Annotated in this window: 27 protein-coding genes, 1 tRNA gene, 1 pseudogene and 1 other annotated feature; of the genes and pseudogenes, 13 read left to right on the forward strand and 16 right to left on the reverse strand. The window is 57.0% G+C overall.

Annotated elements, in window-relative coordinates; all coding sequences use genetic code 11:
- The first annotated feature begins 134 nt into the window (after positions 1-134).
- Complete coding sequence (folE, locus tag M2333_RS03320; protein WP_264610854.1) at positions 135-740, forward strand: GTP cyclohydrolase I FolE; 606 nt, start codon at positions 135-137, stop codon at positions 738-740.
- A complete protein-coding gene (locus M2333_RS03325; RefSeq protein WP_264610855.1) occupies positions 737-1,507 on the forward strand; it encodes an SDR family oxidoreductase in 771 nt (256 codons plus the stop codon). Before folE ends, M2333_RS03325 begins: the two co-directional genes overlap by 4 nt.
- 105 nt (positions 1,508-1,612) lie before the next feature.
- On the opposite strand, the gene rplI is transcribed toward M2333_RS03325, so the two are convergent.
- The 4 genes from rplI to M2333_RS03345 form a co-directional block, all read right to left on the reverse strand.
- Entirely contained in the window at positions 1,613-2,221 is a 609-nt protein-coding gene (rplI, locus tag M2333_RS03330; RefSeq protein WP_181560057.1) for a 50S ribosomal protein L9, read from the reverse strand.
- Positions 2,222-2,234: 13 nt separating this feature from the next.
- Complete coding sequence (gene rpsR / locus M2333_RS03335; RefSeq protein WP_181560056.1) at positions 2,235-2,459, reverse strand: 30S ribosomal protein S18; 225 nt, start codon at positions 2,457-2,459, stop codon at positions 2,235-2,237.
- 13 nt (positions 2,460-2,472) lie between these two features.
- The gene (rpsF, locus tag M2333_RS03340; RefSeq protein WP_181560055.1) at positions 2,473-2,901 is read right to left on the reverse strand and encodes a 30S ribosomal protein S6; all 429 of its coding nucleotides are present in this window, start codon (positions 2,899-2,901) and stop codon (positions 2,473-2,475) included.
- Positions 2,902-3,084: 183 nt separating this feature from the next.
- Positions 3,085-4,359: a chloride channel protein gene (locus tag M2333_RS03345; RefSeq protein WP_264610856.1), complete on the reverse strand. Its 1,275-nt coding sequence runs from the start codon at positions 4,357-4,359 to the stop codon at positions 3,085-3,087.
- Positions 4,360-4,509: 150 nt separating this feature from the next.
- Between M2333_RS03345 and fabD the strand changes: the two genes are divergently transcribed.
- Together fabD and fabG are read left to right on the forward strand one after the other, a co-directional pair.
- On the forward strand, positions 4,510-5,445 hold the full coding sequence (gene fabD / locus M2333_RS03350) for an ACP S-malonyltransferase (RefSeq protein WP_264610857.1): 936 nt from the start codon (positions 4,510-4,512) through the stop codon (positions 5,443-5,445).
- A gap of 20 nt (positions 5,446-5,465) precedes the next feature.
- Positions 5,466-6,206 (forward strand): 3-oxoacyl-[acyl-carrier-protein] reductase, encoded by a 741-nt coding sequence (gene fabG / locus M2333_RS03355; protein WP_264610858.1) that lies wholly within the window; start codon positions 5,466-5,468, stop codon positions 6,204-6,206.
- A gap of 319 nt (positions 6,207-6,525) precedes the next feature.
- Here fabG and M2333_RS03360 read toward each other — a convergent pair.
- Positions 6,526-6,601, reverse strand: a tRNA-Lys gene (locus M2333_RS03360).
- A 74-nt stretch (positions 6,602-6,675) separates the two neighbouring features.
- Complete coding sequence (folK, locus tag M2333_RS03365; protein ID WP_264610859.1) at positions 6,676-7,215, reverse strand: 2-amino-4-hydroxy-6-hydroxymethyldihydropteridine diphosphokinase; 540 nt, start codon at positions 7,213-7,215, stop codon at positions 6,676-6,678.
- Between the two features lie 23 nt (positions 7,216-7,238).
- Here folK and M2333_RS03370 point away from each other — a divergent pair, with 23 nt between their 5' ends.
- Positions 7,239-7,910, forward strand: a complete 672-nt coding sequence (locus tag M2333_RS03370; RefSeq protein ID WP_264610860.1) for a uracil-DNA glycosylase — start codon at positions 7,239-7,241, stop codon at positions 7,908-7,910.
- A gap of 237 nt (positions 7,911-8,147) precedes the next feature.
- On the opposite strand, the gene M2333_RS03375 is transcribed toward M2333_RS03370, so the two are convergent.
- From M2333_RS03375 to M2333_RS03385, 3 genes are read right to left on the reverse strand one after another with little or no spacing between them, the layout of a single operon-like run.
- Positions 8,148-8,438: a putative quinol monooxygenase gene (locus M2333_RS03375; RefSeq protein ID WP_264573133.1), complete on the reverse strand. Its 291-nt coding sequence runs from the start codon at positions 8,436-8,438 to the stop codon at positions 8,148-8,150.
- 24 nt (positions 8,439-8,462) lie between these two features.
- Positions 8,463-9,329 (reverse strand): N-carbamoylputrescine amidase, encoded by an 867-nt coding sequence (gene aguB / locus M2333_RS03380; protein WP_264610861.1) that lies wholly within the window; start codon positions 9,327-9,329, stop codon positions 8,463-8,465.
- A 23-nt stretch (positions 9,330-9,352) separates the two neighbouring features.
- Positions 9,353-10,336, reverse strand: coding sequence for an agmatine deiminase family protein (locus M2333_RS03385; protein ID WP_264610862.1), 984 nt, complete (start codon positions 10,334-10,336; stop codon positions 9,353-9,355).
- A gap of 252 nt (positions 10,337-10,588) precedes the next feature.
- On the opposite strand from M2333_RS03385, the gene M2333_RS03390 reads away from it, so the two are divergent.
- The 7 genes from M2333_RS03390 (at position 10,589) to M2333_RS03420 (ending at position 18,265) form a co-directional block, all read left to right on the forward strand.
- On the forward strand, positions 10,589-12,034 hold the full coding sequence (locus M2333_RS03390; protein ID WP_319801293.1) for a hypothetical protein: 1,446 nt from the start codon (positions 10,589-10,591) through the stop codon (positions 12,032-12,034).
- Positions 12,034-12,831 carry an ABC transporter permease gene (locus M2333_RS03395; RefSeq protein WP_264612556.1) on the forward strand — a complete coding sequence of 266 codons (798 nt, stop codon included), beginning with the start codon at positions 12,034-12,036 and terminating at the stop codon, positions 12,829-12,831. Before M2333_RS03390 ends, M2333_RS03395 begins: the two co-directional genes overlap by 1 nt.
- The gene (locus M2333_RS03400) at positions 12,828-13,493 is read left to right on the forward strand and encodes an ABC transporter ATP-binding protein (RefSeq protein WP_264610863.1); all 666 of its coding nucleotides are present in this window, start codon (positions 12,828-12,830) and stop codon (positions 13,491-13,493) included. Before M2333_RS03395 ends, M2333_RS03400 begins: the two co-directional genes overlap by 4 nt.
- On the forward strand, positions 13,493-14,701 hold the full coding sequence (locus M2333_RS03405; protein ID WP_264610864.1) for a glycosyltransferase: 1,209 nt from the start codon (positions 13,493-13,495) through the stop codon (positions 14,699-14,701). The genes M2333_RS03400 and M2333_RS03405 overlap by 1 nt, the downstream gene beginning before the upstream one ends.
- Positions 14,702-14,787: 86 nt before the next feature.
- Positions 14,788-15,822, forward strand: a complete 1,035-nt coding sequence (gmd, locus tag M2333_RS03410; RefSeq protein ID WP_264610865.1) for a GDP-mannose 4,6-dehydratase — start codon at positions 14,788-14,790, stop codon at positions 15,820-15,822.
- 40 nt (positions 15,823-15,862) lie between these two features.
- On the forward strand, positions 15,863-16,762 hold the full coding sequence (locus tag M2333_RS03415) for a GDP-mannose 4,6-dehydratase (protein WP_264610866.1): 900 nt from the start codon (positions 15,863-15,865) through the stop codon (positions 16,760-16,762).
- Between the two features lie 274 nt (positions 16,763-17,036).
- Positions 17,037-18,265, forward strand: a protein-coding gene (locus M2333_RS03420) for an IS3 family transposase (protein ID WP_264610867.1) whose coding sequence is annotated in 2 segments (ribosomal slippage) — positions 17,037-17,325 and positions 17,325-18,265 — 1,230 coding nt in all. Because the reading frame shifts where the segments join, the coding sequence is not laid out codon by codon here.
- Positions 17,318-17,434 (forward strand) — a sequence feature (AL1L pseudoknot). Its footprint overlaps the gene before it by 117 nt.
- Positions 18,266-18,309: 44 nt before the next feature.
- On the opposite strand, the pseudogene M2333_RS03425 reads toward M2333_RS03420, so the two are convergent.
- Positions 18,310-18,434, reverse strand: a pseudogene (locus M2333_RS03425) (integrase core domain-containing protein); the annotation flags it as partial.
- A 73-nt stretch (positions 18,435-18,507) separates the two neighbouring features.
- On the opposite strand from M2333_RS03425, the gene M2333_RS16970 reads away from it, so the two are divergent.
- Positions 18,508-18,645: a hypothetical protein gene (locus M2333_RS16970; RefSeq protein WP_413716469.1), complete on the forward strand. Its 138-nt coding sequence runs from the start codon at positions 18,508-18,510 to the stop codon at positions 18,643-18,645.
- A gap of 162 nt (positions 18,646-18,807) precedes the next feature.
- Here M2333_RS16970 and M2333_RS03430 read toward each other — a convergent pair whose 3' ends face one another.
- From M2333_RS03430 to M2333_RS03450, 6 genes are all read right to left on the reverse strand, one after another.
- A complete protein-coding gene (locus M2333_RS03430; protein WP_264610868.1) occupies positions 18,808-21,402 on the reverse strand; it encodes a glycosyltransferase family 4 protein in 2,595 nt (864 codons plus the stop codon).
- A 3-nt stretch (positions 21,403-21,405) separates the two neighbouring features.
- On the reverse strand, positions 21,406-21,885 hold the full coding sequence (locus M2333_RS16975) for a DUF4214 domain-containing protein (protein ID WP_413716470.1): 480 nt from the start codon (positions 21,883-21,885) through the stop codon (positions 21,406-21,408).
- Positions 21,882-23,756: a glycosyltransferase family 9 protein gene (locus M2333_RS03435; RefSeq protein WP_264610869.1), complete on the reverse strand. Its 1,875-nt coding sequence runs from the start codon at positions 23,754-23,756 to the stop codon at positions 21,882-21,884. The genes M2333_RS16975 and M2333_RS03435 overlap by 4 nt, the downstream gene beginning before the upstream one ends.
- On the reverse strand, positions 23,753-24,478 hold the full coding sequence (locus tag M2333_RS03440; RefSeq protein ID WP_264610870.1) for a class I SAM-dependent methyltransferase: 726 nt from the start codon (positions 24,476-24,478) through the stop codon (positions 23,753-23,755). The genes M2333_RS03435 and M2333_RS03440 overlap by 4 nt, the downstream gene beginning before the upstream one ends.
- A 119-nt stretch (positions 24,479-24,597) precedes the next feature.
- Entirely contained in the window at positions 24,598-25,407 is an 810-nt protein-coding gene (locus tag M2333_RS03445) for a DUF1698 domain-containing protein (RefSeq protein WP_264610871.1), read from the reverse strand.
- Between the two features lie 19 nt (positions 25,408-25,426).
- The gene (locus tag M2333_RS03450; protein ID WP_264610872.1) at positions 25,427-26,086 is read right to left on the reverse strand and encodes a class I SAM-dependent methyltransferase; all 660 of its coding nucleotides are present in this window, start codon (positions 26,084-26,086) and stop codon (positions 25,427-25,429) included.
- Positions 26,087-26,130 lie beyond the last annotated feature (44 nt).

The following is a 26,130-nucleotide window of genomic DNA, read 5'->3' on the forward strand; positions in this document are numbered from 1 at the left end:
CTGCCCTTTTGGGCGCAAGCGGCCCGACTCGGGCGTCTGCGGTTGAATAGAAAGTTCCAACGGCCTATCTGCGCCGCATCAGCATATCGACATGCACACCCGCGTGTCCTCTTGTCCTTTTCCCGGGGGTAGGCATGGCCAGCCAGAACGAACTCAGTCCCAAGCCGGTAAAGCCGGACGTTCCCAAGGATGTCGAGGAGGCGATCCGCACCCTCATCCGTTGGGCCGGCGACGATCCAGAGCGGGAAGGACTCATTGAAACGCCCAAGCGCGTGGCGCGCGCCTGGCGGGAATATTGCGAGGGCTATGCCGAAGACCCGGCCTATCACCTCTCGCGCATCTTCCACGAGGTTGGCGGCTATGACGAGATCGTGCTGCTGACCGACATCCCGTTCCAGTCCCATTGCGAGCATCACATGGCGCCGATCGTCGGCAAGGCGCACATCGCCTATCTGCCGCAGGATTATGTCGTCGGCATCTCCAAGCTGGCTCGCGTGCTGGAGGCGTTCGCCCGCCGCCTGCAGGTGCAGGAGCGGCTGACGGCGCAGGTCGCTGACTGCATCTGGGAAAATCTCAAGCCGCTCGGCGTGGCCGTGGTGATCGAGGCGACTCATGGCTGCATGACCGGGCGGGGCGTCCGCACCCATGGCACGATCATGCGCACGAGCCGGATGATGGGCGTGTTCAAGCGCGACGAAAAGAGCCGAGAGGAAGTGCTGCGCCTCATGGGCGTAAAATGACGGCGCAGGCCCCGCTCGCGCTCGTCACCGGGGGGCACCGCCGCCTCGGCGCGCGGATCGCCATGCATCTGGCACGTGCCGGCTATGCGCTCGCGATCCATGGCCGGCACGACGCCGAGCCGCATCGCTTCCTGTCCGAATGCCTCGCCGAAACAGGCGTGCGCTGGCATGGTTTCGTCGTGGATTTCCTGACGCCGGGGGCCGCCGAAGGGCTGATGCCGGCAGTAACCGATCATTTCGGCCGCGCGCCGGATCTGCTGGTCAACAGCGCCTCGCTGTTCGGCGAGAGCGAGCTGGCCAATGTCAGCGCCGGTCAGCTGGCTGACTATCATCAGGTCAATACGGTTGCGCCGGTGTTGCTGACCCAGGCCTTTGCTGCGGCGGCCCGGCCCGATGGGGCTGGCGCCTCGATCGTCAATATTCTCGACCAGCGCCTGGCCCAGCCGCATGGCGACCAGCTCGCCTATACGCTGGGCAAGGCGGGGCTGGAGGCGTTCACGCGGATCGCGGCGCGCACGCTGGCGCCTGCCATTCGAGTCAACGCGGTCTCGCCGGGGCTGACGCTCGCAACCTATGATTATACGCCCGAGCAACTGGAGCGGCTTGCCAGTCACGCGCCCCTCGGCGTGTTGCCGACGCCGGAAGCGGTGGGCGAGGCGGTGCTGTATCTGGCGCGGGCGGAGTCGGTGACCGGCCAGACGATCATCGTCGATGGCGGTGCCCATATGCGCAGTTACGCGCGCGATTTTCTGCATCTGGAGACCTGAACCGCCCGGCAGCGCCCGGTGACGGCCTATCCGATCTCCTACAAAGCAAAACCCCGCCGGACGATCTGTCCGGCGGGGTTTCTAAAGCTTACGGAGGGAAGGGGCTCAGGCCTCTTCCGTATCCTCGTTGGCGGCCGGCTCGGCAGCTTCGGTCGCGATTTCGCCCGGCTCGGCATTGGGATCGTAATCCTCGGTGAAGCCGGCTTCGTCCTTCTCGAACATGGAGGCCATGACGTCCACGCCGTCCTTCTGCAGGTCGGCTTCCTCAGGCGAACGTGCGACGTTGGCCTGAACGGTGACGGAGACTTCCGGGTGCAGAGAGACGCGCACGTCGAACAGGCCGAGCGTCTTGATCGGGCGTTCCAGCACGACCATCGACTTGCTCACATTGGTGTGGCCGGCTTCGTGGAGCGCTTCCACGATGTCACGGACCGAGACCGATCCGTAGAGCTGGCCGCTGTTCGACGACTGACGGATCAGGACGACCTGAACGCCATCGACCTTCTCGGCCGCCTTGGCAGCGTCGTCACGACGGGCTGCGTTGTCGGCCTCGATCTTGGCGCGGTTGGCCTCGAACACCTTCTTGTTGGCGTTGTTGGACCGAAGCGCCTTCTTGTTGGGCAGCAGATAGTTGCGCGCATAGCCGTCCTTGACGGTTACGACGTCGCCGATTGCACCCAGCTTCTCGATACGCTCGAGCAGAATGATTTCCATGGGTCCGCCCTCCTTACTTCACGATGTAGGGCAGCAGGCCCAGATGGCGGGCGCGCTTGATTGCCTGGGAAAGCTCGCGCTGTTTCTTGGCCGAGACGGCCGTGATGCGCGAGGGAACGATCTTGCCGCGCTCAGAGACGAAGCCCTGCAGCAGGCGCACATCTTTGTAATCGATGCGCGGTGCGTCCTTAGCGGAGAACGGGCAGGTCTTGCGACGGCGGAAAAATGGGCGTGCCATGTGTCAGGTCTCCTTATTCGCCGTCCGAGGCTTCTTCGCGGTCCCGGCGGGGCGCGCGATCGCCGCGATCCGGGCGGTCACCACGGTCGCCGCGCTCACCACGACGCTCACGGTCACGCTCGTTCTTGCGCATCATCACCGAAGGGCCACCCTCCAGCTCTTCAACGCGGACGGTCATGAAGCGGATCACGTCTTCGTTGATCTGCGTCTGACGCTCCAGCTCGGCGACCACGCCAGCCGGCGCGTCGATGTTGAGCATCACGTAGTGAGCCTTGCGGTTCTTGGCGATCTTGTAGGCGAGGTTGCGGAGACCCCAGCTTTCCACCTTCGTCACCTTGCCTTCATTGGCCTCGATGATCTTGGTGGCATTTTCCGCGAGCGCATCGACCTGGGCCTGTGCCAGATCCTGACGCGCAAGGAAGACATGCTCATAATAGGGCATGGTTCATGCGTCCTGTCTTTTGGCCGATTGCTGACATACGCCCCATGCGCATGCCCCTCCGGCTGTCGTCTCAAACAAAGCTTCGCGGCGGGCGCAGCGAGAGCCTGCCCGGCGAAGGGGCGGCCTATGGCTGAAAAGTGCCCGCAAGGCAAGTGCGCATTGCCCGCTCTCGCCGATAAGCGATCAGGGCCGGAACTGCCGGGCCAGCGCGTGATAGAGCTTGGGCTTGCAGATCTGCCCGCTGACCCAGTTGGCGAAGATCGCCGTGGCGAACAGCGGCAGGATCATGGTGCGGTCTGCGGTCATCTCCATCATGATGATCGCGGCGGTGAGCGGCGCCCGGACCACACCCGCGAAATAGCCGATCATGCCGAGCAAGACGATGGCGCCGTGCGGCTGGTCCGGCATCAGCAGCCCCAGCAGCTGACCAAGGCCGGCGCCGACGGAGAGCGATGGCGCAAAGATGCCGCCGGGGGCTCCGCTCAGCGCCGTGGCCAGTGTGGCGACGAGCTTGGCGGGGCCGAAGCTCCAGGAAACCTCTTCACCGGCGAGCAACGCACGCGTCGTCTCATAGCCGGTGCCCCAGCTGATTCCAGCGGTGAGGATGCCTGTGATGGCGACGACGAGGCCGCAGATGCCCGCGACGAGCAGTGGCTTGGCCCGCATCGCCCGGGTGAGCGGGCTGCGGGACCAGGCAAGAGCGATCAGCGCGCGGGAGAACAGGCCGCCCGCCACGCCGCCGACGAGGCCAGCGACCGGTGTCAGCAGCAGCATGGAGGAGATCGGCATCGATTGATGCATGGCGCCAAAGTAGATGTAATCGCCCGAAAGCCACAGGCTCGTGATGCCCGCCATCATCACCGCAGCCATCACCACGATCGCGATCTTCTGTTCGAAGGCAGCGGCCAGTTCCTCGATGGCGAAGGCGACCCCCGCGAGCGGGGTATTGAACGCAGCGGCAACGCCTGCCGCACCGCCGGCGATGATGATCCCGGCCGAAACCGGCACGCGCAGCCAGCGCTGCACCGCGGCCATGATGGCGGCGCTGATCTGCACGGTCGGTCCTTCGCGACCGACTGAGCCACCCGCGAGCAGCATCCCCAGCGTGCCGAACAGCTTGAACAGCGCCGTCCGCAGCGAGAGCAGGCGGCGGGATTGCGGGTGATCCGGCATACGCGCCGCCGCCATGGTCTGCGGAATGCCCGATCCGCGCGCCTCCGGGCACCAATGCCGCGTGACATAGGTCACCGCGACGAACAGGCCCGGGGTGATGACCAGCGGCGCGTAGGGAAACGCATCGGCCACGCCCGTGAACAGACCCTGCGCGGCCTCGCCCAGCTTGGCGAACAGCACCGCGACCAGGCTGAGCAGCAAGGCGCCGCCGATCGCGCCGATGCGGCCCCGCATCACGCGGGCATCCACGCGGCTGATCGCGTTGGAGAACCGTGGCTTTAACATCCTGGCTTCCCCTATGCCCCATGAGCAGGGCGCACAATGGCCAATGTCCATCCTGGCGCGCCGTCTTGCCGGTCAAGCCAACAGGACTTGCCCGGGGCGCCCCCCCGGACTAGGGCGCAGGCCTTCACAGACCAAGCAGGGATCAGGGCCGTGCGTGCATTCATCTTTCCGGGGCAGGGCAGTCAGGCCGTGGGCATGGGGTCGGCGCTGGCCGCAGCATCGCCCGTGGCGCGAGAGATTTTCCAGGAAGTCGACGAGGCGCTGGGCCAGCATCTCTTTCGCATCATGACCGAAGGGCCGGAAGCGGACCTGACCCTGACCGAGAATGCCCAGCCGGCGATCATGGCCAACGCGCTTGCCACCTTGCGCGTGCTAGAGAAGGAAGGCGGGGTCGTACTCCGCGATAAGGCGGATGCGCTGGCCGGTCACAGCCTTGGCGAATATAGCGCCCTGTGCGCAGCGGGCGCGTTCGATCTCGCCACCACGGCCCGTCTGCTCAAGACGCGCGGCCGGGCGATGCAGGCCGCGGTGCCGGTGGGCGAGGGTGCGATGGCCGCGCTGCTCGGCGCCGACATCGAGAAGGCCGAGGCGCTCGCGGCTGCTGCGGCCGAGGGCGAAGTCTGCGCCGTCGCCAATGACAATGATCCGAGCCAGGTCGTCATTTCCGGCCATGTCGGCGCCATCGAGCGCGCGATCGGGCTGGTGAAGGACCATGGCATCAAGCGTGGCGTGCTGCTGCCGGTCTCCGCGCCGTTCCACTGCCCGCTGATGCAGCCCGCTGCCGATGCGATGGCGGCTGCCCTGGCGGACACGCAGTCGCCCGGCGCCTTCATTCCCGTCTATGCCAATGTCACGGCCGCGCCGGTGAGCGATGCTGCGACCATCCGTGACCTGCTGGTGCAGCAGGTGACCGGCCGGGTGCGCTGGCGCGAAAGCATCGCGGCGATGTGGGAGGCCGGCATTACCGATTTCGTCGAGCTGGGCGGCAAGGTGCTCGGCCCGATGGTCAAGCGCATCGCGCCGGATGCGACCGTGACCAGCGTCATCTCGATGGACGACATCGAGGCGCTGCTCGGCCGCGTGTGAGAGACAGGAGGGACTGCATCATGTTCGATCTCAATGGAATGACGGCGCTGGTCACCGGCGCGAGCGGTGGCATCGGCTCTGCCGTGGCCCGGGCACTGGCCGCGCAGGGCGCGCGGCTGGCGCTCTCCGGCAGCAATGTCGCCAAGCTGGAGGCCTTTGCCGCCGAGCTGGGCGGCGATCACGTCTGCGTGCCGTGCGATCTGAGCGATGCGGCATCGGTGGACGCCCTGGTGCCCGCCGCGCTTGAGGCGCTGGGCGGCAAGCTGGATATCCTCATCAACAATGCCGGCGTCACGCGCGACAACCTCATCCTGCGCATGAAAGACGAGGAGTGGGACACCGTCCAGAAGATCAATCTGGAAGCGGCGTTCCGCCTCATCCGCGCTGCCTCCAAGCCCATGATGAAGGCGCGGACGGGGCGGATCATCTCGATCACCAGCGTGGTGGGCGTGACCGGCAATCCGGGCCAGGCCAATTACGCCGCCTCCAAGGCCGGCCTGATCGGCATGAGCAAGAGCCTGGCGCAGGAACTGGCCAGCCGCGGCATCACCGTGAACTGCGTCGCGCCCGGCTTTATTCGCTCGGCGATGACCGACGCGCTCAACGACGCCCAGAAGGACGCCATCCTCTCGCGCATTCCAGCCGGCGCGCTCGGCACCGGCGAGGATATCGGCGCGGCGGTGGTCTACCTCGCCAGCCGCGAGGCGGGCTATGTCACCGGTCAGACCTTGCACGTGAATGGCGGCATGGCGATGATCTGAGCTTTGGCCGGTCTCTTTTGAGGTCGGCTGATCTCTCGCTCGTCACGGCAGAGCGAGATTTTTTATCGGCAGGCGGAACCGGACGCCGCCCCAATCATTCTCTCCCTGACTGGCTCCCGCCGGTCAGCGGACCCCCTTAACGGCGACCTTTCAGAGGTCGCCGTTTTTTTGTGGTGAGGGTGGGTGGGGGCGGCTGTGTGAGTGCTCTCCGTTGGCGCTGACGCGCTGTTCAGTTCTGAACCCACGAACCGTCGTGGCCGATCTCGCGGGGGGATCGCCCAAGCCTAGGGTTGTGACAAAACGGAATACCGGCGGAATATGGTGAGCCCTGCTGGGTTCGAACCAGCGACCTACTGATTAAAAGTCAGTTGCTCTACCGACTGAGCTAAGGGCCCCCAAGCGGGTGTCGCGATCCCCTAAAGGTGCGGGCTCTGGCGGTCAACCGGCTTGGCGGCTTTTACCGTCGCGATCATCTGGCTGGGCTGGGTTTGCGCAGGCGGAAGGCCAGATGGTGGATGGTGAGGCCGGACACAGGATCTTGTGCATTCGGAGCGATCGCGCGCAGCGGTTCCAGGACGAAGGCACGGTCTGCGATGGCCGGATGCGGCACGGTCAGCCGTCTGCTGTGCACGGCGCCGCCAGACCAGAGCAGCAGGTCGAGGTCCAGCGTGCGCGCGCCCCAGCGGCGGTAGCGGCGGCGATGGAAGGTGCGCTCGATGGCCTGAAGCTGGTCGAGCACCGCCAGCGGTGGCAGCGTCGTGCTCACAATGGCTGCCGCATTGGCATAAGTGCGCGCGGACGGGCCCAGGGGGCGCGAGTCGATGATGGGGGAGGCTCGAACAAGGCTGAGGGGCGCGAGGTCGAGGGCATCAAAGGCGGCGCGCACGATGTCGCGCGGGCGCATCCCCGCCATCGGGCGATTGGCGCCGATACCAATAGCGTAGATCAGCTCGCCGGTTCCCGGCGACCGATGGTCGTGCGCCAGAGGGTGGATGCTTGCCTTGTTCATCCGCCAGGGCCTATCCGCAGGGCATGTCCATGACCAGACCTGTTATAAGCCCCGTGCCCGGCGCCGAACCGGCGCGCGATTGTCCCCTATGTCCGCGTCTGGTCGCCTTTCGCCAGGCCTGTCGGATCGAGTATCCGGACTGGTGGAACAGTCCAATCCCCGCCTTTGGCGATCCGGATGCACGCATTGTTCTGGTGGGTCTGGCGCCCGGCAAACATGGCTCCAACCGCACGGGGAGGCCGTTCACCGGCGATTATGCGGGCGACCTCCTGTTCGCCACGCTCGACAAATTCGGTCTTTCGCGTGGCACATATGACGCGCGTGTGGATGATAGTCTTGAGCTGGTGGATTGCGCGATCCTCGCGAGCGTGAAATGCCTGCCGCCACAGAACAAGCCGACCCCCGAGGAAATCCGCACGTGCCGTCCGTTTCTGGATGCGGAGGTCACGTTGCTGCCCAAGGCGCGCATCTTCATCGCGCTCGGGCAGATCGCGCATCAATCCGCGGTGAAAGTGCTGGGTGGACGGCTGCCCAAGGCCCGCTTCGCGCATCTCGCCGAGCACCGGATGCCCGATGGGCGCATGCTGATCGATAGCTACCACTGCTCGCGCTACAATACGAACACCGGGCGGCTGACGGCGGAGATGTTCGAGGCGGTTTTCGAGCGGGCGCTGGCGTTGCGGGATGGCCTTTAGGCAACGCGATGGGCGCTTATTTATTCCTCGGGCGTTGCGCTCGTGGGATGAAGATCGGGCGGCAACCTTGCGCGCGGCTGCTCCTTCTCGACGCAACAATGGTCGTGAGGGAACGCGCAAGCCAAACAGGTTCCAGGGGGCAGACCTCACTGACCAGTCCTATCTCGCCAAGCTGAAGGCCCGGCTCAAGAGGCTGGTGAACGCAGGGACTGAAAGCCACCCCCACGCTCGCCGGGCTTATCGCAGCAGATAATCGTAATAAGCGCCATCCGGCGGACCACCGGCGGCAGCCTGCACGCCATCCAGGGCGCCCTCCGGTAGAGAGGCGAGCGACTTGGCATGATGCTCTTCGCTGGCCCATTTCTCGATGAAGATGAAGCGGTGCTCGTTGCCCAGGTCCCGCATCAGCTCGACGCCTTCACAGCCATCGGCAGCCTTCACCGTTCCGGAGAGGGCGATGAGGGCCGCTTCCATCTCGGCGCTTTTGCCGTCTGCGGCGGGAATGATGTAGAGGCGAGCCACGGTCATACACATCTCCTTATTCAGCGATGGTTACACATCCTGCGCCAGCCGTCCATAAAGCTCCGGCCTGCGATCGCGAAAAAAGCCCATGCCGGCGCGGTGCTTGCGGGCACGGTCGAGATCGAGCGTGGCGATAAGCGCGCCGGTCTGCCAGTCTTCCGCCTCGGCCACCAGATCGCCCCATTCGTCCGCGATGAAGCTGTGGCCGTAGAAGCTTTGTTCGCCGGTGGCGCCGGCCATCTGCTCGCTGCCGATGCGATTGGCGGCGACGACCGGCATGCAGTTGGAGACGGCATGGCCCTGCATCGCCCGCCGCCACATGCGGCTTGTATTCAGATCGCCATCATAAGGCTCCGAGCCGATCGCCGTCGGGTAGAGCAGGAGTTCAGCGCCCATCAGCGCCATGGCGCGGGCTGTTTCCGGATACCATTGGTCCCAGCAGATGCCGACGCCGATCGTGCCATATTTCGTCTCCCACACCTTGAAGCCGGTGTTGCCGGGACGGAAATAATATTTCTCCTCATAGCCCGGCCCGTCCGGGATATGGCTCTTGCGGTAGACGCCCATGATCTCGCCCTGATCGTCGATCATCGCGAGGCTGTTATAATGGTGCTGCCCATCCCGCTCGAAGAAGCTGGTGGGGATGTAGACGCCCTGCGCCTTGGCCAGCTTCTGCATCGCCAGCACGGCAGGATGCTCGGTGAGCGGGCGAGCGCGGGCAAACAGGGCTTCGTCCTCGACCGTGCAGAAATACAGTCCCTCGAACAGTTCGGGCGGCAGGATGATCTTGGCTCCGCGGGCCGCGGCCTTGGCGACATGTTCCTCCACCAGCGCGATATTGGCGGCCTCATCGTCCGAAAAGGCGAGCTGAAGCGCGGCGACGGTGAGATGAGACATGATAGATCCTGCGGCGAAGGGGGTCAGACGGCGGCCGGCAGATGCATGCTCATGCAATGGAAACTGCCGCCGCCGCGCAATATGGCATCGGACGGCAGGCCGACAATAGCCCGGCCCGGAAAGAATGGTGCGAGCGCATCCAGCGCGGCCTGATCATTGGGCGCGCCATATTGCGGCACGATGACGGCGCCGTTGGTGATGCAGAAGTTCATGTAGCTCGCTGGCACGATGTGCCCGTCAATCTCGTATCGGCCGACCGACGGCATCGTGGCGACCTCCAGCCCATAGGCGCGGGCGCGCGCTGCGGCATCGGCATAGATGGCGGTGTTGGGATCATCCTCGGTGCTGGCCTGCGGCACCACGAGAACCCCCGGCGCCACGAAGCGGGCGAGATTGTCGACATGTCCATCCGTGTGATCGTTCAGCAAGCCATCACCCAGCCAGAGCATGGACGACAGGCCAAGGGTGCCGGCCAGGATCGTCTCGATCTGCTTGCGATCCAGCGTGGGATTGCGATTGGGGTTGAGCAGACATTGCTCGGTCGTCACGAAAAGGCCGGTGCCATCCGTATCGAGCGCGCCGCCTTCCAGGATGATGGGGACGTGACGGCAGGGCAGGCCGGTCGTAGCGGCAAGGCGCGCCCCAATGTCCTCATCGCCCGGCATCTGGAACTTGCCGCCCCAGCCGTTGAAATCGAAATCGACGAGGGCGCGGGAGCCATTCGGGCCGAGGAGGCCGATTGGGCCGGTGTCGCGCAGCCAGATGTCGCCGAAGGGCAAGCATTCGACATCTACCGTCCCGGCTCGCAGACCTCTAGCCTCGTCGAGGTCCCCCTCCACTCGGGTAAGCAGTAGCACTGGCTCGCCATGCTGCTCTACAGTGTACGCGAACGCAGCGGCTTGTTGCTGCGCTTCGCGTAGCCGGTCCGGCCACTCTTGAGGATTTCCAGGAAACCCGACCCAGAGGCGCTCTTGCAGCGCCCATTCAGGAAACATCCGGTAGGACAAGTTTAAGATCGACCCATTTGTAGGATGGATAGTAGCCAATGCCACGGCCCCAATGATAGGTCAATGTGTGCTGCAGGCCTCGCGGGATGGGCATTGCTTTGCATCACATTTCCGTCAGTGTCGAAAAGGACATCAGCCATAGCTTCAGGATCAGGCTTTGAGGTTGCAATGGGATACCGATTTGCGCATGGCGCTCAAGCGCTGCTTGGCGGCCTAATATCGACAAATGTAGTGTAAAAGGGTGACAGAAATGTGTTTCTTGGCGAGAGTCACAAGCTGATGTCACCTCAAGGAGGCAAGAGTGCGAGCCAAGAAGGCGATGCACAGGGAGAGATCGCAAGCGAGTTTGGCATGCAGGAAGAGGTGCCGTCCGCAATGGTTGATGTGCAGAAACCCGGTGTCCCTGATGCGGATGTCGCTCACCACGTCATTTCGAGGGAGGGTGAGGCCCCCAATCCTCCGCCGATCAGTTTGAATACGGATACGCCTTCGGCTGAGGGCGCAGCATCGTTTGGAGCAATGGGAGCTAATGAAGTGCCCGCAGGTGAGGCAGGTGCCAATTCTCAAATTGAGAGTGCCGGGCCATTTGGCCTGTTGAAGTTGGTTCGGAAAATTTTAGGATTTGGCCCAATATTCTTTATCGTGGTTATAATGCCCACAATCACTTCTTTGATTTATTTTACAGTTTTATCGTCTGACGTATATATTTCTGAATCAAAATTTGTTGTTCGAAGCCCGGATAAGCCATCAACATCTGGCCTAGGAATTCTTCTGAAAAGCGCTGGATTTTCAAATGCGGGTGACGAAATTTATGCTGCGCAGGAGTACATCGAGTCGCGGGATGCGCTGAGAGATCTTAATCGCGATAACGGATTTGTGAAATCATATTCAGATCACGAAATATCGGCATTTGACAGGTTTGATGGCATTGTTTCGGGCCACACCTTTGAAGACCTTTACGATTATTATCTCGGAAAGGTGAAGGTTAACCATGATACCTCCTCATCTATTACGACGTTGACGGTGCGCGCTTATTCACCTGCAGCTGCCCACCGCTTCAATGAGCGATTGCTAGAAATGGCTGAGTCGACGGTCAACAAGCTTAATCTTCGTGGTCGGCAGGATTTGATCCGCTACGCGGAGGCCGAAGTTGCGGACGCCAAGCAGAAGGCTCGCGATGCGGCATTGGCCTTGTCGGCGTATAGAAACCGAGAAGGAGTGGTTGACCCTGAGCGCCAGGCTGCCGTGCAACTCCAGATGATTTCAAAGCTCCAGGACGAACTTATTTCCACCCGCGCGCAACTGCGGCAGTTGCGATCTTTTACTCCCCAAAACCCGCAGATTGAGGTTTTAGCCTTGCGAGCCGACGGGATTGCTGCAGAAATTGAAGAGCAGCTGGGGAAAGTCGCAGGCGGGCAAAAGTCGCTTTCTTCCACTGCTGCCCAATATCAACGTCTATATCTAGAGAGCCAATTCGCGGATCGTACTTTGGCCGGCGCTATGGCGTCGCTTCAGGAGGCGAATAACGAAGCACGGCGCAAACAAGCTTATGTTGAACGAATAGTTGCGCCGAATCTTCCTGACGACGCAATGGAGCCCCGCCGCTGGCGTGGTGTAATGGCGACATTCATTCTTGGTATTGTGGCGTGGGGTGTTTTGGGGATGTTGCTGGCTGGCATTAAGGAGCACCAGGATTGATTCAGGATCGACCCAAAAAGTCTATTCTGGGCTCCCTTGGCACTCAGAGACGGATAATTTTCGCTCTTCTGATGCGAGAAATTTTAACCCGCTTCGGACGTCACAATATAGGATTTCTTTGGCTTTTCGTCGAGCCGATGCTGTTTACACTAGGAGTAACTGCGCTTTGGACCGCCTCTCACGCGATTCACGGCTCAAACTTGCCGATTGTTGCGTTTGCGCTCACAGGGTATTCCAGCGTTTTGCTCTGGCGCAACATGCCGAGCCGCTGTGTTTCCGCTGTGGGCCCCAATCTGGCGTTGATGTATCATCGTAATGTTCGGGTAATAGACATTATGTACTCGCGCCTTCTGCTTGAGGTGATTGGCGCCACGATTTCCTTTTGTGTGCTAGGTGCTCTTTTTTCTGCAGTCGGTTGGATGGCGCTACCGGAAGATATCTTGAAAGTCGCTTTAGGTTGGGCGATGCTGGCATGGTTCGGCGCAGCGCTTGCCCTGCTGATAGGCGGATTATCCGAGGAATTTGAGATCGTTGAGAAGCTGTGGCACCCGGCGTCTTATTTGTTGTTTCCATTGTCTGGGGCAGCCTTTCTAGTTGATGCGCTGCCACCGGCCGCGCGCGATTTGGCGCTGTATCTGCCGATGGTAAATGGCGTTGAATATGTAAGGGATGGCTATTTCGGAAGTCAGTTCAAGGCGCATCATGATTTGCAGTATATGGCGCTTTTCAATCTGGGCATGACGCTCTTTGGCTTGGCGCAGGTACGCAGAATCAGTCGCAAGGTCGTGCCGGCATGATATGTCTGCGCAATGTTCGGAAGTCTTATCCGACAAGATCCGGTCCTGTGGTCATTCTGCGTGATCTGACCACGGACATCCTCGCAGGGAAGCGTTTAGGCATACTTGGGCGCAATGGAGCAGGAAAGTCCACATTGATTCGGCTAATCAGCGGGGCGGAGTTGCCTACATCTGGCTATGTCGATCGATCCATGAGCGTGTCATGGCCCCTGGCTTTCGGCGGAGCTTTTCAAAATGCTCTGACCGGGCTGGATAACCTGCGCTTCATTTGCCGCGTGTATAATGTTACGGTTGATGACAAAATCGAATATGTTCAGGAATTTTCCGAACTGGGCAGATATCTTCGTGAGCCAGTTTCCACATATTCCGCAGGCATGCGCGCGCGGTTGGCTTTCGCTATTTCAATGGTAGTGGAGTTTGACTGTTTCTTGGTGGATGAGATAATTGCAGTTGGAGACTCTCGATTTCACCATAAGTGCAATATCGAATTATTTGAAAAGCGCAGTGACAGGGCGATGGTCTTTGTGTCTCATGACGATGGCTACATTCGAGAATATTGTCATTACGCTTGTGTTTTGATTGACGGGAGGCTGGTGAATTTTCCCACGGTTGAGGAGGCTTTAGAATTTTATGCCTTTTCCCAAAAAGTCGCCGATTTTTGATGCTACATTATTTCGATAGTTTTTTAGCTCGGCGTCTTGGCCCTACCGATGATGTTCAGGCCAAGAATTCAAAAACGCGTCGCATATTTTTGGACGTCTCTGCGATCAAGGCTCATGACGCTCAAACTGGTATACAGCGTGTGGTTAGAGCGTTGGTCGCCAATATTCAATGCGTGGCTGAATCAAACCTTCAAATCTGCACTGTATACGCTACGGTAAATGGCCCTTACCGCCTGACGAATTATTTTCTTTCGGCCGAAGTTTTCGATCGATCAGTTCCTGAAGATGTCGAACTAGAATTAGGAGCAGGGGACATCTTCCTTGCGCTTGATTTGTGCGCGCATATTCTGCCGCTGCACGAAAGGCAGTTTGTCGAATGGCAAAGGCGTGGTGCCGTGATTGCCGCGGTCGTCTACGATCTCTTGCCCTATTCTAACCCTGAATGGTTCAGCAAAAAAGCTTGCAAAAATTTTCGCCGCTGGCTTGGTCTCATAGGTAGAAGGGCCGATATCCTGCTGCCCATCTCTGAGCAGGTCTCTAACAAGGTTAGGGACTATATGCAACGCCGCCATCCGGATCGCGCTGGGTTCATAAAGTGCGAAGTTCTCCCGTTGAGCGGCGACATACGGGCCAGCCGTCCGACAATGGGCATAACCAAGCAGGAGCGCGTTCTACTCAAGTCTTTACGTGATTGTCCCTATGTTATGGCGGTGGGGACTGTAGAACCTCGAAAGGCGCACTCCAAAATATTGGAAGCGCATAGACATTTGCGTGCTAGTCGGGCTCAGAACTGTCCATTTCTTATTGTCGTAGGCAAGCCAGGGTGGAAATCGAAAGATACGCAGCGCGCGTTAGAGGAACTATCTCTAGAGAAGGATGGGGCATTGTGGTTGCCGGCAGCCTCAGATGAGTTATTGGACCTCCTTTATAGAAATTGCGTGGGCCTGATTGCTGCATCGTTTGATGAGGGATATTGCTTGCCGGTTGCCGAGGCGCTCGCTTATCATAAACCTGTTTTAGCGAGGGATATTCCGATATTCCGGGAATTCGACGATATTTTGATAAGATACTTCCAAAGAGATGATCCGGTCTCTCTTTCCCTTGAAATTGAGAGGATGGCGTCCTTGCTTCCCACCCCCTCGATCTCGGTTTTAAAAGGTTGGGATATGTCGGCCGAGGCATTGCTTGCAGCCGTTGTGCGTCGGTGAGAGATTGCTCCATCAGTGTACTCGATGGGCATTGTCTACGTGCTTTATTACAACGCATTCACAATTTTTCAAATGGCGGAACTCATATGCGATCAGCGCTCGTTACAGGAATTTCCGGACAAGATGGAGCTTATCTGGCACAGCTTCTGTTAGAAAAGGGCTATGTAGTGTACGGGGCCTACAGACGCACCAGTTCTGTCAATTTTTGGAGAATCGAGGAGCTGAAGATTCGGAATCACCCGAATTTGCACCTTGTTGAGCATGATCTTACGGATATCTCGTCGTCAATCCGCCTCCTGCGCGAGTCCAACGCGGAGGAAGTTTATAATTTGGCTGCTCAGAGTTTCGTGGGCGTGTCCTTTGATCAGCCAATCACTACGGCCGAGATTACCGGCATAGGCGCGCTCAATCTTCTGGAAGCCATTCGTTGCGTAAATCCAGCTATCAAATTTTATCAGGCAAGTACGTCTGAAATGTTTGGCAAGGTGCAGGCTATCCCCCAGGATGAGTCCACACCGTTTTGGCCGCGCAGCCCATACGGAGTAGCAAAACTCTACGCGCATTGGATTTCAGTAAATTACAGAGAAAGCTACGATATTTTCGCATGTAGCGGAATATTGTTTAATCATGAAAGTCCGCTACGGGGCCGTGAATTCGTAACCAGAAAAATTAGCGACAGCGTGGCCAAAATTAAATTGGGGCTGCTGGATCGTCTTGTGCTGGGTAATATAGATGCAAGACGAGACTGGGGTTTTGCGAAGGATTATGTCGACGGGATGTGGCGAATGATGCAAGCTCCCCGCCCGGACACGTATGTGCTAGCAACAAAAAGAACGCAAACCGTCAGAGATTTTGTTGTCATGGCCTTCGCGAGCGCAGGTATCCCCATCGGTTTCCAAGGAGAAGGCATTTCCGAAGTGGCGATAGACGAGAACAGCGGACGGGTTGTGATGGCGATCGATCCCATCTTTTATCGCCCTGCCGAAGTCGATGTTTTGATCGGAGATCCTGCTAAGGCCCATGCGGAGTTGGGATGGCGTCCGACCACGAATTTGGAACAATTGTGTGATATGATGGTGCAAGCTGATCTCGAAAGGAATCGTAACCGAATGTCATTTTAGGTATTGTGGTTTTTTCCATGAATTGGTGCGTGACTGTTCTATGTCGTCTGTCCTTATAACCGGAATTGAAGGATTTACCGGGCGCTATTTAAGTAGCGCTATGGCAAGCGCTGGCTTCGAAGTGCACGGGATAGCGCGACATGGGGACCCTTTTGCGAACTTTAGCATTGTTGCCGCTGACCTCGCCGATGTCGATCGGATTCGTTCGCTGGTTAGAACAATAAAGCCAAAAAATATCGTTCATCTTGCAGCCATATCTCACGTCGCTCATGGCAATATTGATGAGATGTACATGTCTAATGTTGTGGGAACGAGAAATCTTTTACAGGCTGTGGTTGATACAGGATTTTGTCCAGATCGGGTTTTAATTGCAAGTAGCGCTAATGTATACGGAAATTGCTCTCAAGAAATTATTGAAGAAGATTGTCCCTTTTCTCCGGTCAATGATTATGCAATATCGAAGATGTCGACCGAGTTCCTGGCACGAATATTTAGTGATCGAATTCCTGTTACCGTGGTGCGACCTTTCAATTACACTGGAGTGGGGCAGTCTCCTGCGTTCCTTGTCCCGAAGATCGTAGAGGCGGCACGCCTCGGTAACCGTGCACTAAGAATGGGAAATCTCGACGTTTTCAGAGATTTTTCGGACGTTCGAGGCGTAGTGGCCGCCTATATTCGGTTATTGTCAGCTCCGCAAAGCGCAGGTGAAACCTTCAACATCTGCTCCGGTAGGGTAATCTCAATCCGGGATATCCTGAAAATGTTAACGGCGATGACTGGAATCGAATGGTCCATAGATGTCGATCCCGCGCTCGTCCGGCATAATGAAGTAAGGGTTCTTCGCGGCAGCAAGCGGAAATTTGAGACCCTAATCGGCCCCTTAGAGATGCCACCTTTTGAGCAAACGATCGAGTGGATGCTGGAGAGTGATGCTCGCTAAAGCGCTTAACGGGTTTGCAGGTTGTTGCGGTCGTCCGGTTGGAATGCGGTTGAGGCGAGCTGCTCTGACGTTTTCCCTGTTTTTTGCGTTGTAATCGGGGCCTGACCCCACCTTGCGGGCTTGAAGCGTAGCGTTAAGTCGTCGCGCCCTGACCGTCGGGGTGTGCTGCTACTATGATGATCACGATTGATGATCCTGTGAGCGGGGGGGGGGGGGCGGGCTGAACGGCCCCGGGATTGCTGGAGGCCCTAACTCCTGAGAGGAAGGGTTTACCATGAGCAAGACAACCAACAAGTTTGCACCCGAGGTTCGTGCACGGGGCGTGCGGATGGTGCTGGATCACGAAGGTGATCATCCATCGCGCTGGGCAGCTATTGTGTCGATCGCAGAGAAGATCGGCTGCGTTCCGCAGACGCTATTGGAGTGGTTGAAGAAGGCCGAGGTGGACAGCGGCAAGCGTGCCGGTGTGCCGACCGAGATGGCTGATCGCCTCAAGGCTCTGGAACGCGAGAACCGCGAGCTTCGCCAGGCCAACGAGATACTACGTAAAGCATCAGCGTATTTTGCCCAGGCGGAGCTCGACCGCCCGTTCAAGCGATGACCGCCTTCATTGACGAGCATCGTGAGGTTTATGGGATCGAGCCGATCTGCAGGGTTTTGCCGATCGCCCCATCCACCTACCATGAGCGTGTTGCGCTGCGACGAGACCCGGCGCGGCTGTCAGTTCGTGCCCGGCGCGATCAGGGTCTGAAGCCCGAAGTTGTGCGCGTCTTTGCCGAGAACTTCGGCGTCTGTGGCGTACGCAAGGTCTGGCGGCAGATGAACCGTGAGGGCTTCGCTGTGGCTCGATGCACCGTCGAGCGGCTGATGCGGGAGTTGGGCTTGCAAGGGGTAACCCGGGGCAAGCCTGTGCGGACCACGATCAGCAACAAGGCTGCGCCGTGCCCGCTCGATCACGTCAACCGGCAGTTCCATGCCCCAGCGCCCAACATGTTCTGGGTCTCGGACTTCACCTATGTCGCGACGTGGGCGGGCTTCGTCTATGTCGCGTTCGTGATCGACGTCCACGCCCGCTATATCGTGGGCTGGCGTGTCAGCAGGACTGCCCATGCCAGCTTCGTGCTGGATGCCCTGGAGCAGGCCATCCACGAGCGGCGTCCGGTTCATCGGGGTGGCCTGGTCCATCACGGCGATCGCGGAAGCCAATATGTCTCGATCAGATACTCGGAGCGCCTTGCCGAAGCTGGGATCGAACCGTCGGTCGGCAGCGTCGGCGACAGCTATGACAACGCTTTGGCTGAGACGATTAATGGCCTTTACAAGGCCGAGGTGATCCACCGGCGAGGACCATGGCGATCCTTCGAAGCGGTCGAATATGCCACGCTTGAGTGGGTCGACTGGTTCAACAACAGGCGCCTGCTCGAGCCCATCGGCAATATCCCGCCCGCCGAAGCCGAAGAACGATATTACGCCATGCTGGGCGACCAACCCATTGCTGCGTAACTTAAACCAAATGGCCTCCGGCAATCCCGGGGCGGTTCACTCCGGTTACGGCACTCGTCACGCAGGCGGCCGTTGAACGACTCCACGAAGGCGTTGTCGTCGGTTTGCTCGGTCGCCAGAAGTCGACCGTGACGCCGTTCTCGTATGCCCACCGATCCAATGCTTTCGAGGTTGATGTGCCCCCCCTGATTGTCACCAGTCAGAGATAGTGTCCGGATCCTTCATGATGGTTGGTTGAGGTAATGGCCACCTGGCGTCGGGACTATAACGAGAGCCATCCTCACACAGCGCTTGGCTGGCTGATGCGAGCTGAATATGCTGCATCCACCGGGTTTAACCCCAGCGGATGCAGTTCGGAGGCTCGCATCACACCCGGATGAGAAACCGGGGGCCCTTCAGCCGAGAACGCCTGTGATTCCGGAGGGCTCATTCTGACAGATGAGTTCGCGGATAACATGTGCGCATATACCGAACCCTTCGACGGCGATCTCAAGCTGGTTAACGTCGAAAAGCTTCCCTGAATTTGTTCACGCCCCCTAGAGCTAGGCTCTGTGATACACCTCTTGAAAAAAGAAGTCCCTCGGCACTTTAATTTGCCACCGATCGTGAACGAGAAAATCCACTATTTGGTCGATGCTTTCAGCCCAGCTTAAGGTGCGCATCATGTCAGACGACGTGTGAGTGCCATTTCGACTTAGCGCGATCCACTCCGAGATAACTTGTGAGAGGTCGGCGGCAGATGAGTCGTCCGGGAAGTAATGGGCGTGGTGGCCTGCGACCTCTCGAAACACCGGAATGTCCCGCGCAATGATGGGTATCTTGTGATGAGCCGCTTCCACGAGGGGCAGGCCAAATCCTTCAGCCTGCGACGCTGCAATGAGGCAGTCGCAACTGCCGTATATGCGTTCAAGATACTCGTCGCTTATACCAGACAACCAGAATAAGCGTCGATTCCACTCCGGGTGATTGCGCAGTGTTTCGTCGAAATCACCCATCAGCCAGCCCCACCGGCCTACGATGACAAGATTTACGTCAATGTCGGAAGCCCACAGACGCTCAAAGGCTTCAAGAGTTTGGCGGTGCCCCTTACGCGGTTCCAATGTCCCAATCATCAGAAAGCTTATTTTTGCGTCAATTGTTTGAAGGACAGCATCAGCTTCCGAAGGTAAGCCCTTAGATGGCGCTGTGTTTTTAATATCCGAGCCGTGATGGACCGAGGCGATGTAGAACGGCAGCCTGTCGGACGAGATACGAGGTTCTACGAACTTTTTTAGATCCGCCGCAGTAGCGGCGGAGCAGCAAATCGCGCCGTCAGATCCGCTGACGACCTCCATCAGTTCGCGAAACTCAGAAACACTTCCATCAGCAAACCATTCGGGATGGTTTAGAGGAATGAGATCGTGAACATAGAAATAGACACGAACTCCGATAGCCCTCAGATATTGGGTGTAGGCGTCATGATTGATTGCCATTCTTGGCGCTTGGTCTAAGAAAAGAAGGATATCGCCAGGCTTAAATGCGACGTAGTCATCATTGGTAGGCGCGTGAAATCCCAAGCCGAATTTCTTGTAGCGGTTAGCCGCGTAAAAGCTCTGTCGATCTGCTGTTGAATGCACAAGTTCTACATGGTAGCCGATGGGCGGATTAGCGATCAGTCCCGTGGCAATGGCTCTGGTGACGCGCTGAATGCCTGAACGATCATCCTGTGAAACGACCGTGCTCACGTCTAGGTAGATCGTGGGCGGTCCTCCTGGTGGAAACGTCTCATCCAGCGAACGTGCAAGGTCGGACATCTCTGATCCGTTCAGCGCCCTTGTATAAGGCGCAAGTTCAATCATCGCCTGGCGGATTGGCTCGCCTTCATAGACCCCGTCAACTGCCTTTCGAGCGGCTACCGCCATCTCAAACCTGTCGAGTAAAGTGTCGGCCGCTTTGCTCCAAGAGAAGGCTTTTGCGCGCTCCAAGCCTGTCTTTCTCAAATTCTCGCGGAAAGGTTCATCGGTCAAAACTTGTTCGAGCTTTCCCGCAATATCCTCAACATCATAAGGATCAAAGAGGGCACTCTTGTTTCCGATCACCTCGCCCACGCTAGATCGATTTGAGCCGATAACGGGCGCTCCGCAGGCCATGGCTTCAAGCGCTGGGAGTCCGAAGCCCTCATGGGTGGAGGGAAATATGAAACATGTGCATGCTTTAAGAACTGTCGGCAGTTCCAGATCGTCAATAAAGCCTGGGGCAATGACGTTATCGGTAATTCCAAGCGCCTCAATTGTTTGTAGGATTTCAAGATGGGACTTCCCATAAGCATCGAACTTGAAAGAACTGCCACCCAGCACAAGCGGGTAGGCTGTCCTGATTTCAACAGGAAGAAGGCTGTAAGCTCTCAATAACCGTTCAACATTCTTGCATCTGTCATTGCCGCCGAAGTAAAACAAAAAAGAATTAGGAATTCCAAGATTCTTAAGAATATCTTCAGAAATATCTCGAGATGTTTCGGTGCTATCGAAGACGCGGGGATCGTAGCCCAAATGAATAGCCGAGACTATTTTACGATCGACGTCCAGCATAGTGACGATATCGTCCGCGGCAGAATGTGAGTCCGTGATGATTAAATCACTGGTTTTTGCATGTTCGATCTTCTCTAAATACCACTCCCGCACAACCTCGTTTGACAAAAGCTCATCCTCGAAGTGCATCGGGGTGAGATCATGCAGTGTCGTCGCGTACAGTGCCGAACTCCGAACTCGTCGCACGCTTGTAACTGCGGGATCGGAAAATCCTTCCTGCATATTTGGTGAAAAAATGATGTCGGGCTTCACACTGTTGAGCAAGACTTCACGAACAACCTCGGCGGTGCGGACTAACTCTTCCTTAGGGGGACTCAACTCCCTATTGTAAGAAAACTGCGTCTTCATATGATTTTGCCAGACGAGGAAGCGATCTTGCGGCAGCAGATCAAAAAATTCCGCTCGAATTGATTCGATCGTAGCTAAATAGGCGCCATTCATGGCGAGATAAATTTCGTGCCCGCGCGAACGCTCCAGCAAGGCCCGGATTAGGTCTTTGGTGTAGCGGCCTACTCCGCGTGTCTTGGAGTAAGGCGACTGGTAGGCCTGTATGTCGATGACTATGCGCATTTATCAGCCCTGACCGATCAATTCTTCGAAAATTCGCAGGCCTCGAGGGGACAGTCCGCTTTCGGCATCTCTTAACGCGAGAGCGGAGCGGCGGTTCGGCGATCGGGCGAACATGTCTGCCTGCTCCTGCGCAATTGCGACAAGTTTGGTCGTCTCTAGTTCCAGCCGTCTCATGCTCCGCCTAAGTTCCCAAGTGTCGTTGACTCGCTCTATGCGAGCCAACAAGGATCCGATTCCAGGAACTCTAAATAGGCGTGCCCAAAAAAACGCGGCTCTGGCTCCTCTGATTTTCGTGCCACGCCTGCGCCCTTCTGTGGATCGCATCAGGCTGCGAACAATCATGGCTCGCGGGCGCCCGGTGCGCAGGACGTTCACATGATGGACAAACCCGGTGGAATCTGGCTCGCGGCCAAGAATTTCTACGTAGCAGTTCCAAACGAATTGCTCATCGTCGTTATATACGAGATCTCGATAATAAATCATGCCGTCACCTGGCCATCCTCTAACTTAAGGGCGGCGGGCCCCCAGCGCCGATTGAGTTTAAGGAGTTCGGAGAAGGCGTCGTTTACCGAAATTTCTGTCATGCAGCGCACGTCAAAATGGCAGTCCTTGCGCAGATTGATATGACAATAGGAGCACGGCGTCTTGGCGTGGAGGATCGACACCTTGGGTCCGATAGGCTGCCAAACGCGCGGGTCGCTCACGCCGCCGAAGATGCTTAATGTCGGAGTACCCAATAGGGCCGCGAGATGCCCGCCCCCCGTATCGTTGCCGATATAGAACGTCGCGTCGTTCACCAGGTCCGGCAAATCCGGGAGGGATCCGCCGGTCATGTCAATGCAGTCGGAAGCATCGAACTGAGCTGCAATGTAACTGTTGACCGAAGCTTCCCCGGCAGAACCGATCAGTATCATGCCAAGGCCCAACTCCTCGCGGATCCTCACCATCAGCGAGATGAAATTTTCCGGACTCCATGTTCTGTTCGGGGAACCCGCGCCGGGCGCGATGACGACATAATCCCGCTTCCCATTAAAAGGAATAAAGCGATCAGTTCTTTGCTTGAGGAGCTTTCGGATCGGATGTTGAGTAGGCGGCTTGAAAGTTTCCACCGTAAGGGACGCTAGAGCGATCAAACGTGTTTCTGCATGAAGCTGCTCTCGATGGTCCGGCGGAATCTCCAAAAGAGACAGGTCCAAGGGCGGAGTGGCCGGCAAAGGGCCGCCCGGCGACGCGAAGCCGACCCGATATCTTGCGTCTATCCGTGTCAGACATGGTCGTGTATCGCTATCGTGCCTCAAGTCGATTGCGATATCGAAAGGGCCCAGGTCAAGCTTGCGCACTCCTTCGCACCGAACCATCCAGTCTTCTGCATCCCAGTTGAATTCTTCCTCCCCGGTCTTGGCTGTAAAAAAGCGATAGGGGACGACCCGATCAAAAATGCCGAGTTGTTCCGCCAGCGGCACATTCCATGGTCCGCATACCAGCGTGATTTGTGCGTCGGGCCAAGCGTCCTTAAGCATTGCCATCGGCCGTACGCTGATGAAGAAGTCGCCCATGTGGTCGAGCTTCAAAATCAGGATGCGTTTGATTTCCTCTTGTTCAGTCCAGGCATGGCCAGGAAGCGCGGCGTTTCCTCGCACCATCACCGAGGCATCCGGACTCTCTGAGAGCTTCGGGCGATCGCTGCGCCTCAAAGCGTCAATGCAGGCATTGCGTGAGGAAGAAAGCAAGCCGACAGTGGCAGATCCGAGTGATGAACCCCTGAATTGTTCGAGGTGGCTCTCTACGTGCCGTAGCGAACGCCTCAAGTCGATAGGTTCCTTGGTATAGCCGATAACCCGCAGCAATTTTCCCAATAGGGGAATACGGAGGACCTCATAACGGCTGGTAGCGCGATCCAGCCCGGGAACGACAACGCCGGCCTCGAGCCCTTCTTGGGAACTACGCAAATGCCAGAGCACCAAGAGACGAGCTTCGCCGCGTCTGATCATGTGGAGATAAGCGTTGAATCCTGAGGGGTCCGCGTCGCGCTTCAGAATTGTTTTGAATGCCAATCTTATGAAAGCACTGTCATAAAGCTCGAGAAGTTCATCCAAAATGAACTGATGCCATCCTGCGGTTATAGCTTCCAATAGTTCTTGCGGGACGGGCAAATTTTTCTGCCTAGCCTCGGGAGAATCGTGAATTTCCTGCAGAACGGAAATGCGACTAATTCCGCGCTGAATTTGTCCGACATAATTTCTTTTGCCGTTCGGATCGACCTCCCGACCTAACAAAATGTCGTAAGCCGCTTCCACGAACGCTGCGGCATCCAAAAAAATCAAATTTTTTAGAATATCCTGCTTCGCTGTCATTGGTAATTATTCCAAATTTCACTTTGATCGGCTACAGGAATTTCTTCCTTTTTCAATAATTTACTAAAAACTCGAACAATTAATTTATGAACCCGGCCGCGAGCCTTTTTTTGAAATTCAAATATATAGGTCGGAGGGAGGATCTTCTGTAGAACCACAATAATCTCATAGCAACCGCCTGCATGCTCAGTTGAAGGAATTGAGTAATCAAAATTTCTATCATTATCTTCCGTTAAGCGTATTCGATACAATGCCGGATTTATGGCCTCCTCTATTTCTTTCAGGAGTGAACCTGCTGTATAGAATCTCTTATGATCTTGATTCCATATAGAAGGGGGGGAAAGTTTTCTTTCGTAAAGAAACTGATGTGGTACAATTATAATCAAATGCCCGCCAAACCTTAAAACACGAAACCATTCAATAATGGCTGACCGATAGTCTTCAATATGCTCCAACACATGGGAGCAAAATACTGTGTCTTGAGATTTGTCGGGGAACGGAAGATTTTTTCCATCGTACCCAGGATAGTCGAGATCAATTCCCTTAGCCCAAGGCGTTATCGCGCGGGCGCTCTCATCATAACCGCGATAGCCAATGTCTAAAATATGTTGTCCAGACAAATATCTGTCAAAAAAACCGTCATGCAACCATCGAGCGTAAGATTGGCGTACCTCTGTGCCAGTTTTGAGGCCCCAATTCAAAAGTTCTTTTCTGCTATGCATGGCCTCGTTTGCGCCCTCTAAAATAGGCTGAAGCAGTAAACCTCGGCGCCCCACTCAGCAGAAGTTCCACATTTTTTTGGGCGCGCCCTTCGAGAGGGCGCGCCAGTTCTGCAGAGTATTCACGCCTTAGGTGCGTTCCGATTAAAGCCTTCTAGTCCCTCCTCAAAGGGACGGACGCCCTTTTGGGAAACAACATAACCCCAATTTTCGCCGTTGTTGGCCTCGTGGAAAACGTCGAAACCAGAGGATGTGATCCATGCCCGAAAGCAAGCAAAATTCGGCATGAACCAGTTGTACGGATCTCCAGTTTCGGAGCCAGGTGTAAAATATGTCATAGGTATGCGGCTACTCACTTGCTGAGCAAGAAGATGTGCCAACCGTTCGTGCTCTGGTATGGTCTGATCGAAAACGGCGTGATCTATATACGGCGTATCACAGTACATCGTCCCCCCGTCGACGAGGACATCATAAACCCGATCCAATGCATACAGCGGGTGTCGGAGATGATAGATTAGACCAAGAAACAAAATGACATCAAATTGGCCAAATTTTTCTGGAGATAAATCATAGATGCTGCCTTTTTCCCAACGGCAATTCTGTATCCCTAGAAGCGACCGTGTTTGCTCATAACCGGTCTCAAGCGGGTCTTCAGGACCAAACGAAACCACCTCTTTGGCGCCGCGGCGAATGCACTCGAAGCTAAAGAAGCCATTCCAGGGAGCAATATCAAGTACACGTTTCCCCCGAAGATCGGAAGGAAAATTCATCTTGTCCAGATGAAAATTTATGTCCTTAGGGCCGTCAGTCCATACGCCTGGGAAAAGCTCCCAGCGATGAAACAAATAAATACCCTGAAAATGCTCCGAAACTTGGAAATCTACAGGTGGTTCTTGGATCTGAATACCGTGAGACGTGACCGATTGAGACATCTTAAAACCTCTCTATAAGCTATTGGTTTTGATCTTTCCAAGCATGGATGATTAGCCGGTCCGTAGCACCATCGAGCTTTGTGATGGCGCTTTGAAAGCGGGTGAATCCGATTTCTTTAAGCATGTTACAAAGACAAGGTTCATTGGGTGCAAAAAAGTTGGTTGGGTCTCCGCCTAGTTCATTGCCCAAATAAAATTGCATGACGGGTTCTTTGACATGGTTCATCGCTGTCGCGGTTTCTACAATGAGCAAGTCATGGCTCATCGCGCTGGCGCGTTCCAAGCCTCCGAATGGGTCTTTTAGATGATATAGGACTCCGGGGAACAGTACGACGTCGAAAGTACCAAGTCTCGCGGGGTCGAGCTCGAATACATCGACCTCCACCGCTTCTACACGCGAATTGAGTGCAGAATGTGCATAGTCGAATCCGGCCTTGGTGCCCCATCCTGGTCCGGACCAGCAGAAATGATCGGTGGCCACCACGCGGCCGGCGCCGCGCTGCTCTGCCTCGAATGACATGAATCCGTCCCAAGCACCGATGTCGAGCACGCTCTTGTCGGTAACCAGATCGCTACGGAAATACGCGTCGGCTTCGGCCTTTAAAAGCCAGTGATGCTTGAAACCGGGTGTGACTGCCTCACCGAGGTCGATGGAGTGAAACCAAGTGATGTCACGCATGTGAGTTTGTCCTTCTTTACGCCGTAGCATCGATAGGGTGAGGA

The organism is Sphingobium sp. B11D3B (genome assembly GCF_025961735.1).
Lineage (GTDB): Bacteria > Pseudomonadota > Alphaproteobacteria > Sphingomonadales > Sphingomonadaceae > Sphingobium.

Bases quoted from the DNA above. Each gene is read 5' to 3' on its own strand.
- M2333_RS03445 (WP_264610871.1), bottom strand. From the start codon at position 25,407: ATGTCTCAATCGGTCACGTCTCACGGTATTCAGATCCAAGAACCACCT.
- M2333_RS03405 (WP_264610864.1), top strand. From the start codon at position 13,493: ATGCTACATTATTTCGATAGTTTTTTAGCTCGGCGTCTTGGCCCTACC.
- M2333_RS03415 (WP_264610866.1), top strand. From the start codon at position 15,863: ATGTCGTCTGTCCTTATAACCGGAATTGAAGGATTTACCGGGCGCTAT.
- aguB (WP_264610861.1), bottom strand. From the start codon at position 9,329: ATGTCTCATCTCACCGTCGCCGCGCTTCAGCTCGCCTTTTCGGACGAT.
- M2333_RS03345 (WP_264610856.1), bottom strand. From the start codon at position 4,359: ATGTTAAAGCCACGGTTCTCCAACGCGATCAGCCGCGTGGATGCCCGC.
- M2333_RS03325 (WP_264610855.1), top strand. From the start codon at position 737: ATGACGGCGCAGGCCCCGCTCGCGCTCGTCACCGGGGGGCACCGCCGC.
- M2333_RS03440 (WP_264610870.1), bottom strand. From the start codon at position 24,478: ATGCATAGCAGAAAAGAACTTTTGAATTGGGGCCTCAAAACTGGCACA.
- folK (WP_264610859.1), bottom strand. From the start codon at position 7,215: ATGAACAAGGCAAGCATCCACCCTCTGGCGCACGACCATCGGTCGCCG.
- folE (WP_264610854.1), top strand. From the start codon at position 135: ATGGCCAGCCAGAACGAACTCAGTCCCAAGCCGGTAAAGCCGGACGTT.
- rplI (WP_181560057.1), bottom strand. From the start codon at position 2,221: ATGGAAATCATTCTGCTCGAGCGTATCGAGAAGCTGGGTGCAATCGGC.
- M2333_RS03375 (WP_264573133.1), bottom strand. From the start codon at position 8,438: ATGACCGTGGCTCGCCTCTACATCATTCCCGCCGCAGACGGCAAAAGC.
- M2333_RS03435 (WP_264610869.1), bottom strand. From the start codon at position 23,756: ATGACAGCGAAGCAGGATATTCTAAAAAATTTGATTTTTTTGGATGCC.
- M2333_RS16970 (WP_413716469.1), top strand. From the start codon at position 18,508: ATGGCCACCTGGCGTCGGGACTATAACGAGAGCCATCCTCACACAGCG.
- gmd (WP_264610865.1), top strand. From the start codon at position 14,788: ATGCGATCAGCGCTCGTTACAGGAATTTCCGGACAAGATGGAGCTTAT.
- rpsF (WP_181560055.1), bottom strand. From the start codon at position 2,901: ATGCCCTATTATGAGCATGTCTTCCTTGCGCGTCAGGATCTGGCACAG.
- M2333_RS16975 (WP_413716470.1), bottom strand. From the start codon at position 21,885: ATGATTTATTATCGAGATCTCGTATATAACGACGATGAGCAATTCGTT.
- M2333_RS03430 (WP_264610868.1), bottom strand. From the start codon at position 21,402: ATGCGCATAGTCATCGACATACAGGCCTACCAGTCGCCTTACTCCAAG.
- M2333_RS03450 (WP_264610872.1), bottom strand. From the start codon at position 26,086: ATGCGTGACATCACTTGGTTTCACTCCATCGACCTCGGTGAGGCAGTC.
- M2333_RS03400 (WP_264610863.1), top strand. From the start codon at position 12,828: ATGATATGTCTGCGCAATGTTCGGAAGTCTTATCCGACAAGATCCGGT.
- rpsR (WP_181560056.1), bottom strand. From the start codon at position 2,459: ATGGCACGCCCATTTTTCCGCCGTCGCAAGACCTGCCCGTTCTCCGCT.
- fabG (WP_264610858.1), top strand. From the start codon at position 5,466: ATGTTCGATCTCAATGGAATGACGGCGCTGGTCACCGGCGCGAGCGGT.
- M2333_RS03370 (WP_264610860.1), top strand. From the start codon at position 7,239: ATGTCCATGACCAGACCTGTTATAAGCCCCGTGCCCGGCGCCGAACCG.